We start from the raw sequence: 13,229 nt of genomic DNA, 5'->3' as shown, positions 1-13,229 counted from the left end.
GTTGCTGGATTCCATACCCAACCCGCAAACTGCCGGTTTTCCAGCCGCCTGCCGATCGTACCGCGCAAAGATGCGGGACGCGTCTTCAGTTACGGACACCGTCATATCAGCCCCTCTAGGAGTGAAACAGCGCGGCGCAGGAGCGTGCTGTCTCCATTTACGGAGCTTTGGATCAGGGTTAGCCTGCCGGCGAATGTCGACGCCGCGATGATGTCGTGTCCCGGAAGCGGCTTCAAAATTGGCCCATATATGCGAGCGCGGGAAGTCGGAGGGTATTGAAGCCATTCGATGACACCGAGGTTCGTGACGATAGTATCGAAGGGGCCCTGCATAACGATCTGATCCCGAGCGGCGTCGTAGTTGCCGGCCGCCGAAAATCGGCTTCCGATCGCGGATACGAAACCTCCAACGGCTTTCGGGTCACGTGCACTTCTAGCTGCATCCGCGACCCGTGAGGCGTGGCTCCATATGCCTTCACCCTCCAGCCGTGCGGTTACGGCCGTCGTGAGAAATACGCCGTCGTTATCTTCCGTCCCGAAGAACGACCGAACGTCGACGGGGGTCATGATGTTTGCCGCGGCATCGCCAATAGGGTGCTGATGCGCCTGTGCGACCGCTGCGACCAGTAGAGAGTTCAGGGTGGACTGGTGACGCTTGACAAGATCCAGAAGACTGGCTGTTACGGAGCTTGAAATTTCATTTATTAAGATCATCGGCCGGCGGTTGTCAGAAGGCGAAATTATGGCGGTGCGAAACAGCTCCGGCAGCGAATCAGCGACATAGCGATCGATGTAATCGTGCTCAACTGAAGTGGGGGCAGGCTCACCATGAATCACTTCAACCAATTGCTTCAGAATATTAAGAGCCCCCTTCCCATCCGCGATTGCATGGTGCCACACGCCAATCACGCAGGTTCGCTCCCCATCCGAGATTGCGGAAAGCCGCATCAATGGACCTTGCGCAGCGTCGAGATGGTTTACGAGAGCGTCTGCGATCTCTTGCTCATGATCGATGTACCTTACAGTTTTCACCTGCAGGTCGATGGGCCTGTCGCAGCGGAAAAAACCGAGCCGGCCATCACCGCCAATGTCGATGCTCACCTGTAAGCAAGGGTGGACCGCCTGCACCGTCCGGAGCGCACTAGTTAGCGCACCTTTTGGTAACTCGCGATCAAAGGCGGCGACCAGGGCGAAGGTCATGGCATTCGCCTCTGAATAGGCAAGGAACAGGTTCTCGACTGCTCCGATCTGGCGCGTCATCAAACGTTCCGGTGACATTTCAACTCCCATGCTTCTCAAAAAAAACGCCTCTTCCCGGCCCGCAAATCAGATTTGCAAAGATACTGCCCCGCCGGGCACGGACCGGTTGCGGCGCTAAAGTGCGCTATAGTGGAGGGCCTCACATATTCTTGAACACCGCCGGCCACGCAGCGAAATATCTAGGGTGACCTCGGCTGATGGTGAACCGAGACATTGGTACGTGGTCTCGCAAATCACATCTCCGCGCGCCCGCTTCCACCAAACATCTGCAGGATCGGGACGGACCTCTCGATGCGGCGGCGTATCGGATGTCATCGGGCAGTTTGATAGGGTCAGGCACCCGGACGCTACGATCAGTCATCCACTGGCTACTCGGCCTGGGCCATGGCTCCCATTGCGATGATCCGCACCAGATATGCCCGCCTCTAGTCCCCGCGAGTGCAGACCGGCGGCGCACTTGGGCGCATGCTTGCTATGGTGCGGACGGCGGCGTCACGGCCTGATCCGCGTGGCTGATCGGTGCAGTTCGACGCTTAGATTGGTCGCCAGCGATGGGCCGCTCTTCGGAATCCTTACTCGCTTTGTACCGCGATCATCAAACCGAGTGAGGATTGCCATCCCGCGACGATCAAAGTCTGAGCGGCAGGGCGGGGCGAGCTGATCCAGATCGACGGCTCGAAGGAGTGGTGGTTTGAGGATCGCGGGCCGCAATGCAGGCTGCTCGTCTATATTGATGATGCGACCAGCGAACTGATGCATCTCAAGATGGTCGAGAGCGAAAGCACTTTCGCCTATATGGAAGCGACGCCGACCTGAATCGAGATGCACGACAAGCCGCTGACGTTCTACTCGGACAAGCACTGCGTGTTCCGCAACAACACGGCGTCGGCCAAGGGCGACGGCATGACGCACTGAACATCGAGATCATCTGCGCGAACTCGCCGCAGGCCAAGGGCCGCGTCGAGCGCGCCAATGCGACGCTACAGGATCGCTTGGTCAAAGCGATGCGCCTCGAGGGCATCTTGACGTCCGCTGCTGGGGACATTGACATGGTGCCCATCACTCGCGGGGGAAGCGGCATCGAAAGCAGGTCAGTGACGACGCGATCCTCGCGCGCCGCCCTGGGCAAAAACTGACGCTCGCACCAAAGCAATGTTCAGCGTCAGTCTTCAGGCCAGACCTCGATGCCGAGCGATTTGAGCAGGTGTGACTGCTGTCGCGCCGAAACCGTCATCCCGGAATAAGCCTGTAGCGAGGTGAGATTCATGCCAGCCAAAGAGGATCGCCGCAGGTCGGCAATCGAAAGATCAGCGGCCTCAGAATTAACGCCATCGAGATCACAATCAACGATTTCAGCTTTCACGAGATTCGATGATGAAATATCGGCATCCCTCATACTGCAACCCGTTATGGCGCAGTCCGAAAGATTGAGTTCACGCATAACCGCGTCGGATAGGTTGCAGTTTTCGAAAGTAGCGGCGTTTCGTTCCACACGGCCGATCTTGCGCATAAACGTTGTCCGCTCCGCTGTAAAACCGCGCATTCGGCAATCAGCAAAAGCGATGTCGTGGGCCTCGCACCCCAGAAGAATTCCAAGCGAAAGATCGCAATTTTTGAACAGCGCTCCGCGCAGATCAGCGAACCGGAACGCTGTTCCCTTACCCTGTTCGCTGTCGAAAAAGCGACAGTTGTCGAATGTGGCGTCGGCAAGACGGCATGACGCGAAAACGCAGTCCAGAAACGAGCAGTCGATCCAGGTAGACCCTTTCAATGCATCACCCGTGATCCGGCTCACGTCCATCCTGCACCCGACAAACGTATAATACTTTTCGGTTCCGAGAATGGAAAAGTCAAACTGAGAGAGGTCCGCCCGCTCGATCCGACCCACTTCTGATAGTTGTGATAGTAACCCATCGACGTCCATGAAAACTCCGATACTAACCAGCTTTCGCGGCAGCCGCGAAGTAGCCACTCTATGTTTGTACTATGACGTATCGCTGTGCATACTCAGCCATTGTACTAATATTCGTTCGAACGCACCGCTGCAGCGACCTTCCTGAAGATGGCTATGGGCGGCGCCATCGCGGCTTAGGCGCCGCTGCGAAAGAAGCATTTATTTCATTAATCCCTAAATCCTAAGTCCGCAGCGCTGGTCATCGCACTGCTCGGAACTTGTGATAATCATCGGATAAGGAACGTAGTGTGAGCAGAACCGAAGGTCGGGCCGCTCGGCCGATCAGGCGCCGTCACGGGCGGTCAGCCAAAGTGAGCCAGTAGCGTCTCGACTGCGTGTAGTACCCTTCCACAAATCCGATCGCCTGTCGCAGATCGACGCCTGCCGCCACAATCTGCTTGCCTGTGATATTGTCTACAGCGCCTCTCAGGGACAGGCCGTTCCTGCCGGTATCGTACTGCGCGCTGGCGTTCAGCAGGACGTTGTCTGATGTGTCGAGCATAGCAGTATTTTGAGGGTCAGGCTGCGCCGGCGACGTAGCCGGGGCGGCTACATGGCCTGCCGTGCCGGTTGCCGCGACGCGAAGCATCGTCTTACAGCTAAGTGTCATTACCTTCCCCCCTTTTGCACGTCTATGCCGACGATCTCAACTTCCGCTGAATGGATGAGCTGAGCCGCTCGAGCACGAGCTGTTCGCCAACCCGGGCCCCACGGGCCACGGGTGAGACGAATCTCTCTCTGGGCCGAGTGCCACGGCGGAATGGGAGCAGTCAGCGTCATCGTACGAACCTCTCGACGAGGCGTTCGCGAGCGTAAAGTGACAGGAACATGACCGCGATTAGGCCGCAGCAAACAACGATGGCCGCCATCACGGGTAAATAGTTCTGGGATTGGTCGCGTAGCAGGCCCGCGCCCGGCGGCAGAAGGAAGGTGAGCGGGAGTGCGAATACCCCGAAGAGGCCAAGCGCCTTCCCGAGCCGCGGAAGACCGAACGCATCGATGCACGCCAGATTCACGGCGGGAAACACGCCCGCACCGCACAAGCCAATTACCACCAGTGCGGGCGTCAGAGCCAGCGGCAACACAACGAACGCGATTACGGCCCAAGCCGCAGAAAATCCGCACGCGATCAAGGCAAGAGTGCGGGGGCCTCCTAGTCGATCCGCCAGCCATCCACCCAAGGGAGCCCCTACGATGCTCGCCATTCCCATTAGTGCCACAAGGCCGGCGGCGCGCTCGGCGGAGATGCCGCGTTCAACCAGCACTGCAACAATCTGCGAGACCCCGGTGATACCAATGGCGTTGAGTGTGCCTGCTCCCAGAACGAGCGCCCAGAACAGGCCTCGACCCAGAATAGGAACAGCGCCTGCAGGCTCGTCGACCCGTACCGCCGCGTTGCCATCCGCGGGCCCTGCGGCAGGCGCGTCACGAACTGCCAGCAGGATCGGCAGCGAGACCAGGTGCAGAGACGCCAAGGCCGCGTAGAATGCAGTCAATCCGTAGTCAGATATGAGCGCGAGGCCGATGATCGGAACGGCAGCGACCATAAGCGGCATTGTCGCAATTCCTACAGCCCGCCCACGGGCGTGGGGGTACCAGCCCCCTGCCAAAAGGCTCGCCGGCAACGAACCGGCCAGTGCGATGCCGGGGCCAATGAGGCCGAAGAACGTTACTAGTACGACTATCAAATTAGGCGCGAGGGCCAGCATGACGTATCCCAGGCCGGACATAGCTATTCCGGCCATCATCGTTGCACGAAGTCCGATGCGATGTATTAGGGTCGCCACGAGCGGCGTCGCAAGAGACATCGTGAGCACCGCCAGTGCCAAGCCGAGCGCTGCGATGCCGCGACCCGCCCCGAACCGCTCCTGCATTGCTATTAGACTGACACCAAAGCCCCCAAACGCCGATCCGATCACGACGTTCTGCGATAGCGATGCGCAGATCACCATTTTGCGTCTGTCCCACCCCCCTACCGCCTCGAACGCGGTGGATTCGGTCCTCTCTTTGGATACCGCCTTTGCCGCAGAAGTCTGACTTGATGGAGCAACCATTTTAATGCCTCCTGGCGCGGCAAAAGAGGTGCCATCCCGATATATCGTAGCGCAGATCAACATAAAATACGCGATACGCGGTTCCGTGGGAAACTTAGACGGCGAAACGCAGGTTTGCAAAAAGATTTCTTACAGGTCTATTCTTCCGGCTGGACCAGCATCGCCGTTGACCAAGCGCCCAAGCAACCTGCATCGTTAGGAAACCACCGATCTCTCTCGCGGGCTGCGGGCCGCGAATTTCAATTTTCGGATACATGCTCTCGGCCGGCTGCCTCTGCGAGCCCTCGGCCCAAGAATGTGCCCAGCAACACCTGACTCTCACGCGGCAGGGTCGGCAGAGCGACCGGCATTTCGTCTTCCAGCGCGGCGGCCCTTCCAAGCGCAATAGGACACATACGTCAAATGACGCCGCCTGCCTGATTGATGGCCTGCTGATGGCCCGCCGTTTTTTATTGCTGGCTCAATCGAATGTTCGACAGGAAGCGCGGCTACCACCGAGCAGGCCGTGATGCGGCCTGTAGTACCAAGCAAGCCGTAGGCCCGGTCGCAGCGCTTTTCCCAGCGCCCTATGCGGATAAATCTTGGCAATGCAAAAATGAAACGCTAGCGTTCGATTTTAGGTGTGCCGGCTCACATATCGGTGTGCGGGGAAAAGGCAGTCTGATGACGATCATGCAGGACGGCACCATGCGAACGGTAGATTGCATGGACAGCCGCGGTGAAGGTTTTAGGCTTGCGCTCGCCGACCATGGAAAAATCAGAGCTGGACCTCTCGTAGCGGAAAGGCGTTTCGGAAGGCGTTGCAGGCACGACTGTGCCACATCGAGGTCGGTCTCTTGGCAGCTTAGACCACGCCGAAGACGTAGGCTTGGCTTCCCCAGATGTTGAGGTCTGATAGAGGATAGTGAATATGCTGCTTCGCAGAATGATGACCGGCGCGTGTGCTGCTGCCTTGACGATATACGGGTCCGCAGCAACAGCCCAGTCGCTGGAAGAGAGTTTTCGAAATCCGCCAAAAGAATCCAGGCCCCGCTTGCGGTGGTGGTGGCCGGGTGACGCCGTGAATGACGCTGAACTCGAGCGGGAGATAGCTCTGATGGATGCCGCCGGCTTTGGCGGAGCCGAAATTCAGGCTATGGGTGCGAGCTTCGCTAAGTTGTCGCCTGAGGAAAAAGCTCGGACGGATGATTACGCCGAACCGTCCTTCTTCGGCCATGTTCGCACGGCAGCAGCCGCCGCAAGGGCACGTGGCCTCAGCCTGGACTATACCTTCGGCTCTGCGTGGCCTTCCGGCGGCGGCTGGCCGATCACGCCCGAAAATGCGTTCGTGGAATTGACGATGGCGCGCACGCAAGTGGCCGACGGCTACAGTGGACCCATCAAGCTCGCCATCCCGGCGCGAACGAAACGGCTCGGCGCGTTGTCAATGTTCGATCCACGGGTAAAGGATCCCAGGGCAGCAGACTGGCCCGCCAGAATGGATGCGCAGGCAAAGATCGTCGCCGTCGTCGCGATGCGGGGATCGGCGCCGCAACTCAAGACCGAAACGAGCACGACGATGGGGCTGGAGCTCTATCCTTGGAAGGACGTGATAGCCTCAGGCAGGCTGGAAACGGCGAGCGCTATAGTGCTGACCGACAAGCTCAAGGCCGATGGCACCCTCGACTGGACCCCGCCCCCTGGCACCTGGCAGATATTCGCCTTCAAGCAGTACGCCTCCAACATGGGCGTCCTCGGCAGTGCCGGCCGAGGACCGCAGCTCATACTCGATCATATGAACGCTGCCGCCTTCGCCGTTCATGCGGCGCGAGTAGGCGATCCGCTTGGCAAGGACCCGGTGGGCATTCGCGCCACCTTTGTCGACAGTCTGGAGCTGATGCAGGATCTTCCGTGGGGACGCGACTTCCTTGCACAGTTCAAGAAACGTCGCGGCTACGATCTGACCCGCTACCTTCCGCTCACGTTGCAGCCAGGATGGATGCAGGCATGGAGCGAACATTTCTCGGAACCTTACTTCGAAGCGGGCGACAGCACGGCGGATCGCGTGCGCACCGACTATCGACGAACCGTCTCCGACATGATGTTCGACGGCTTCATCAAGCCTTTTGTCGCGTGGAACCATGCACACGGACTGAAGGCCAAGTTCCAGGCGCACGGGGGAGCGATCGATATCGTTCGAGGCTATGGCATCGTGGACATTCCCGAAACCGAGGATCTTCCTCATGAGGGAGACCCCTACTTCATGCGCTTCGCGCGTTCTGGAGCGGATTTGTATGGACGCCGGATCGTCTCCGCCGAAAGCCTGGTATGGAAGGATCGTCCCTACAATGTGACACCGGACGAACTGCGTCGCCGGGCCGATCTGATCTTTGCGGGCGGCGTCAACAGTATGATCGTTCACGGCCACGATTACAAGTTGACCGATCCTGGGTGGCCGGGTTGGCACGCTTTTCAGCCCAGTCCCTTCGCTCTGGGCTTCAGCACAATGGTAACTGAAACCAATCCGATCTGGGCCGGTGTTCCGACCCTTGCACGCTACCTTGGGCGAATGCAGTCGGTGCTGCAGCAAGGCCAGCCAGTGGTACCGGTGGCCTATTTCTACGGTCAAACCGGCTACTATGTTGGCATCGAGGATGGAGGCGTCGGCAGGCAGGCCGCCGAAAAGGCTTTTCTCGCCGGTGGCTATGACTACGACCGCATCAATCACGATTCGATCGGTAGCGCGCGCGTGGAGAACCATATGCTCGTGGCAGCCGGCGGGGCACGCTATCCCGCTCTCGTCTTGCCTCCGATAGAAGGCATCAGGGCCGAGACAGCGGAAGCCATAGCACGCTTTGCCAAAGCTGGCCTCCAGGTGCTATTTACGGATCGCGTTCCGGACCGCGATGAAGGGCTCGCGGATGCCGCAAAGCGTGATCGCCGGGTACGGACTGCAATGGCAGCGGCCTTGAAAGCCGGTGCGCGGATTACGCCTCTTGCGGAAGTGGTGGCGACTTTACGCGCGGCCGCAGTACCGGCAAATCTGACCTTTACCACGCCCGGGCTGACGGATGTAGTCTACGTCCAGCGACAAGTAGGAAGCCGGATGGTGACATTTGTCCATAATCTCGCGAATGAACCCCGCGACGCCGGAATGGTGCTTCCGGCGCGCGGCGGCATCACCCGCTGGAATGCCATGGACGGTACAATTAGCCCCCTTGGAGCCAAGAACGATCCGCTTGGAACACGTATCGATCTCCGATTGGCAGCAGGCGAAAGCGCGCTACTGCTGCTGGATCCCGCGACCCAAGCCCGCACGGTGACGCCCCCGGTAACCGTTCGGCAGGTTAGTCTTCCCTCGTCTGGATGGAAATTCAGGGCGGTTGGGCACAGCAGCAGGCAGTACTTCAGCCGCGATGTCGCCGCTGTTGCGCTCGGCGATTGGCGCTCGATCGACGGGCTCTCGTCGTTCTCGGGGACAGGTTCGTACCAGCGGCCCATTCAGATCGAGGCTGTTTGGCTCACCGGCCAGCAGCGCATCGTGCTCGACCTAGGCACTGTGCATGACATGGCCACGGCTTCCATAAACGGGAAACCTCTGCAGCCGCTTATCACTGCGCCATACCGAGTGGATATCACGGACGCTGTCCACGCCGGGATGAACGAGCTTGAGGTAGTGGTGTCCAACACCCCTCAAAATTCCATGATTGATCCGAAACTACCCGGCTACAAACTGCTCAAAACGGTTCCCGCGGGGCTTGCTGGACCTGTTCACCTTGACATCATGAAGTAAGAATGTGTTGGGACATAGCGTCCGATGGCAGAAATCGGGCGCCTATCGCTTGGCTGATTACGGGCATCAGTGCGTGCGCCCATTCGGCAGTGGGTAACCGCTGGCCGGCTTGTGGACGGGTCACAAGATGACGGTGAAGCGGCCCTGTTTGCCGCCCATAAGCGATCCCAATTCGCCATAAAGGGCTCGGCGTCATGAACGTAGGCCAAGGATCCGCTTCATCACCTGCAACGCGTCAGCTCGCACGTGCAGTCGTCTTTTGCGAAGGCATTGACGCACTTGACCGCGCATTAGACGATCGTTATTACGTTTTAGGCAGCGAAGACTGCGAAGATAAGGAGAGTTCTATGCGCACCTGGATTGTCGCCCGAGCATCCCGCAATGGAGCATCGTGCTCCGATCTGAGCGCGGCCTTCCTCGCGTTGCCCGCTGTCGTCTTTCTTGCCGCCTCCTTTTGGGCGATAGGCTTGTTTTAGAGTCGACGGTTCGGCGTCCACGCAGGACTGTAGGCGAAGCTATCTATGACCGTCGCCGAGAGGGGCAGGCCGTCGCATTCGGCAAATGCACCTCAGGATTGTGGTGCCCTATAAAAGCGCCATGTTTTCCTCGCGGCCCAGTGATGGCGGCAAGGCTTGGGCGAACCCATCCAAGACCCAGTCTGCTGTCGGCTAGCATCGATTCACGGGCGAAACGAATGGCGGGGCTTGAGCGGGCAAGATGTCGACAGAACTGTGCGACGCTGAACGCGACGACCGGCCAACGTCTCGAGCGAGGTGATTTTAGCTATGAGCGCCGCCGATCAAATGTTCCGCGTCCGATTATTTTAGACCAGGTCCGATTTCGCGTCGGGTAGCACCAACCGCGCCGCGGAAGAATATTGCCGCGACGTTCCGCGTATGACATGCCGTTTCTTCATCAGAAGGCATGGGATGTCCAAAACGACTGAGCGTTGCCACTCCGAGATCGCCATCGATGACGTGAACTGACGCACCGCCGGGCCAGGTCCCTTATGGCGTTCCCGCCGACACCAATGTAGCCGCTGCACCCGCCCCACGTATTCCGAGAGCTTGCTGATGGTTAGGCTCGCCCGAGACGATGAGGAGATCGGGCAATGTCGGATGAAATTGATGCAGGGGCAAACGGCGGTTTGACGTGTGCGTCGCACAGTACAACTGCGCGTTTGACCGTCAGTTTGCCGCCCGGACGTCGGCGCTACGAGCGTTGGCCGGATGACGTACGCGACCGCATTCTGGCTGAGAGCTTTGTGCCAGGAATGACTGTGGCGCAGGTCGCCCGCGATAACGGCGTCGGCCTTGGCCTTTTGCACTATTGGCGTCGGCAAGCGCGAGCAGCAGGAGCCGTCGAGGAATTGCGGTTCGTACCCGTCACGCTGGCTCAGGAGAAGCAACTCGAACCTGGCGGCTTGGAGTTGGTGGTACGAGACGTGACGGTTCGGATCATGGGCGCGGTCGAGATGGACCACCTGCGCGCGGTACTGGCGGCGATCCGGGAATGATCCCGATCGACGGAAGCGTACGGATCTTCGTGGCGACACAGCCGGTCGACTTCAGAGCCGGGATTAACCGGTTGATGGGGCTGGTGACGCACGTGCTGGGGCATGATGCCTGTGCGGGCGATGTCTTCGTGTTCCGCAACAAGGGCGCGGATAAGGTGAAGTTGGTCCGTCATGACGGGTCAGGCGCGGTTATGGCGACGAAATGGCTCGACCGTGGGAGGTTTTACTGGCCACCCATGCAAGGCGGCACGATGGTCCTGAGCGGGCCGCAATGCACGGCATTGTTGTCGGGTCTGGACTGGAAGAAATTGCCATCCCAGGAAGCGCGCAGACCCCTTATTTTTGGCTGATATCTGCGGTTTTCTGTAGCGGCAAAGAGCCGGTGTGGTATAGTCAGCCATGCCCGCCCAAGCCGACGATCTCCCTGAAGATATGGAGCAAATGGCGGCTCTGGTGCGTGAGCTCCAGGCAGAAAACGCCCAGCTGCGCGCGCTGCTCAAAGGCATGGCCCATCAGGCCTTCGGCAGCCGTTCGGAACGCGCCAGCGCGATCCTGGGCGACCAGGGAATTCTTGATCTCGGCGACCTCGTAACCACGCCGGCTGCCGCAGCTAACGACGATGGCGACGCCGAAGACAAGCCTGCCGTCGCTCGCCCACGGCGCAAGCGAGGCGTGATGGCACTGCCGGCCCATATCGAGCGCGTCGAGCGCGTGATCGATCCCGACACGCTGGATTGCCCCTGCTGCGCCGGCACACTCCACAGGATCGGCGAAGATGCCAGCGAAGCACTCGACTGGGTGCCGGCCATCGTTCGCGTCATCCGCACAGTGCGTCCTCGCTATGCCTGCCGAAAATGCCGGGAGGGCGTCGTTCAGGCGCCGGCACCGCGCCGCGCGATCCCGGGCTCGATGGTCACCACCTCAACGCTGGCCTGGATGGCGACGGCGCGCTTCGCCTGGTCGATCCCGCTCAATCGGCAGTTGCAGATGCTCGCAGGCCAGGGCGTCATCCTCGACCGGGCATTACCGAGCCGCTGGATGCGTAAGATCGCATGGTGGGTGAAGGCGCTCTATGATCGCCTGCTTGCCTACATCCACAGCCAGTCCCGGATCTTCTGCGATGAGACCCGCATGCCGGTCCTCGAAAAAGGGCGAAGACGAACCCGCACGACACAGTTCTGGGCGCACGCTTGTGATGACGGACCGTGGTCAGGCCCGGCCCATCCGGCAGTGGTGTATATCCATGCTCGCGGACGGCGGCATGCCGAGGCGTTCGAACAACTCGCCCGCTACCAGGGCGTTATCCAGGTCGACGGCTATGGTGCCTACAAGGCGCTTGTGCGCAGTGGTCCGGGCCGAGGTAAGATCACACTCGCCTTCTGTCTTGCCCACGCCCGGCGCAAGTTCGTCGATGCCTACCGCAAATCGCCATCGCCGGTGGCCGCGGCAATCATCGCCCTGATCAGTCAGGTCTACGTGGTCGAGGCGCGTGTGCGCAAAGGCACCGCCGCACAGCGCCTCCAGGCTCGTCTCGCCGAAACCGCCGACGTCATGGCGAAGATCAAGGCGCAGATCGACACCATGCTTCCACGTCTGTCGCCGAAGTCCGATCTGGCCAAGGCGATGCGCTACACGCTCAACCATTGGAAGGGGCTGACGCTGTTCCTGGAAGACGGCCGGATCGAGGTCGATACCAACACCGTCGAGCGCGGCATGAGAAATGTGGCCCAGGGCCGCAAATCCAGCCTCTTCGCTGGTAGCGAGGAAGGAGCCCAGACCTGGGCCGTCATGGCATCGCTTCTCCAGACGGCTCGCCTGGGCGGCCTGGATCCCTATACCTGGCTGAATGACGTGCTGGAGCGCATGGTCACGGGCGCTGTGAAGGTCAACGAACTGGACATCCTGCTCCCTTGGAACTGGCGGCCGGCGGCAGAACCGGTAAAAGCGTTGGCGGCATGAACTTCAAACCTCGCACATCGCAGGGCCGGACCCTCTCGCTCGAACAGCTCGAGATATGGCTCGACGAGCTTGATCCCCCCGTAGCTGGCGTCTCATCGATCGACGGCTTCCTGGCCGCAGTCGCCGCAGGCCCCAGCGTCATTGACCCCGACGTATGGATCAGGAGCATCCTGCGCGACCATGCTCAAAGTGCGCGCTCGGCGCCTGCGCGCCGAACGATCCTCAAGCGGTATAGCCGCATCTGCATCGAGCTCGCCGAGAAGCCCGAGGCGTACGCCCCGATCTACATGCGCACCGAGGAAGGCGAGGTACTGCTCGAGGACTTCGCCAACGGGTTCTTCACAGCCATGCATCTCGACATGGAGGCGTGGAAGCCCTTCATCGCCGACCCGGAGTTCGGCTACCCGCTCGCGGCACTGCTTGGCCACAGAACAATTACAGGTGGCCCGTCATGGATCGAACAACTGGGTGATCCGAGCGCCAATCTGGCAATTGCCGATACGTGGCGCATGGTCCCGCAAATCATCTCGCTGATCCATGACCAGTGCGCCTTCGCGCGCATGACGCCAGCAGCCTGATATAAATCCTGCCACCACCAATGCGTGGGGTAGGATCAGCGGTTACACACCAATAAGGATAAATGAAGCAGGCTTCATAGAGAGGCCGATTGTGGCCGGCCTCTCTATGCGACGCTCTTGTCGCTGGAATCATCTTG

The 13,229-nt window shown here is 59.9% G+C and carries 9 protein-coding genes and 1 pseudogene; 6 read left to right on the top strand and 4 right to left on the bottom strand.

The annotated features are described in order from the left end of the window. Positions 1 to 101: 101 nt before the first annotated feature. Positions 102 to 1,259 carry a hypothetical protein gene (locus tag TQ38_RS27750; RefSeq protein WP_043976647.1) on the bottom strand — a complete coding sequence of 386 codons (1,158 nt, stop codon included), beginning with the start codon at positions 1,257 to 1,259 and terminating at the stop codon, positions 102 to 104. Between the two features lie 651 nt (positions 1,260 to 1,910). Between TQ38_RS27750 and TQ38_RS27745 the strand changes: the two are divergent. Next, positions 1,911 to 2,287: pseudogene (locus TQ38_RS27745) on the top strand (ISNCY family transposase); the annotation flags it as partial. Between the two features lie 134 nt (positions 2,288 to 2,421). Here TQ38_RS27745 and TQ38_RS27740 read toward each other — a convergent pair. The 3 genes from TQ38_RS27740 to TQ38_RS27730 all read right to left on the bottom strand — a co-directional run bounded on the left by TQ38_RS27740 (position 2,422) and on the right by TQ38_RS27730 (position 5,267). Beyond that, the gene (locus TQ38_RS27740) at positions 2,422 to 3,183 is read right to left on the bottom strand and encodes a pentapeptide repeat-containing protein (RefSeq protein ID WP_043976650.1); all 762 of its coding nucleotides are present in this window, start codon (positions 3,181 to 3,183) and stop codon (positions 2,422 to 2,424) included. Between the two features lie 322 nt (positions 3,184 to 3,505). Beyond that, positions 3,506 to 3,715: a hypothetical protein gene (locus tag TQ38_RS27735; protein WP_162792449.1), complete on the bottom strand. Its 210-nt coding sequence runs from the start codon at positions 3,713 to 3,715 to the stop codon at positions 3,506 to 3,508. 274 nt (positions 3,716 to 3,989) lie between these two features. Next, positions 3,990 to 5,267, bottom strand: a complete 1,278-nt coding sequence (locus TQ38_RS27730) for an MFS transporter (protein WP_162792448.1) — start codon at positions 5,265 to 5,267, stop codon at positions 3,990 to 3,992. A 910-nt stretch (positions 5,268 to 6,177) separates the two neighbouring features. On the opposite strand from TQ38_RS27730, the gene TQ38_RS27725 reads away from it, so the two are divergent. The 5 genes from TQ38_RS27725 to TQ38_RS27705 all read left to right on the top strand — a co-directional run bounded on the left by TQ38_RS27725 (position 6,178) and on the right by TQ38_RS27705 (position 13,092). Next, entirely contained in the window at positions 6,178 to 9,039 is a 2,862-nt protein-coding gene (locus TQ38_RS27725) for a glycosyl hydrolase (RefSeq protein ID WP_082057770.1), read from the top strand. A gap of 1,111 nt (positions 9,040 to 10,150) precedes the next feature. Then, the gene (locus tag TQ38_RS27720) at positions 10,151 to 10,555 is read left to right on the top strand and encodes a transposase (protein WP_082057586.1); all 405 of its coding nucleotides are present in this window, start codon (positions 10,151 to 10,153) and stop codon (positions 10,553 to 10,555) included. Continuing rightward, complete coding sequence (tnpB, locus tag TQ38_RS27715; protein WP_043973229.1) at positions 10,552 to 10,905, top strand: IS66 family insertion sequence element accessory protein TnpB; 354 nt, start codon at positions 10,552 to 10,554, stop codon at positions 10,903 to 10,905. Before TQ38_RS27720 ends, tnpB begins: the two co-directional genes overlap by 4 nt. 49 nt (positions 10,906 to 10,954) lie before the next feature. Continuing rightward, positions 10,955 to 12,514: an IS66 family transposase gene (locus tag TQ38_RS27710; RefSeq protein ID WP_113942110.1), complete on the top strand. Its 1,560-nt coding sequence runs from the start codon at positions 10,955 to 10,957 to the stop codon at positions 12,512 to 12,514. Continuing rightward, a complete protein-coding gene (locus tag TQ38_RS27705; protein WP_043973519.1) occupies positions 12,511 to 13,092 on the top strand; it encodes a UPF0149 family protein in 582 nt (193 codons plus the stop codon). Before TQ38_RS27710 ends, TQ38_RS27705 begins: the two co-directional genes overlap by 4 nt. Positions 13,093 to 13,229: the final 137 nt, after the last annotated feature.

This window comes from Novosphingobium sp. P6W (assembly GCF_000876675.2).
GTDB lineage: Bacteria > Pseudomonadota > Alphaproteobacteria > Sphingomonadales > Sphingomonadaceae > Novosphingobium.
Note: the sequence above shows the minus strand (reverse complement) of the source record. Positions and strands in the feature narration are given on the sequence as shown.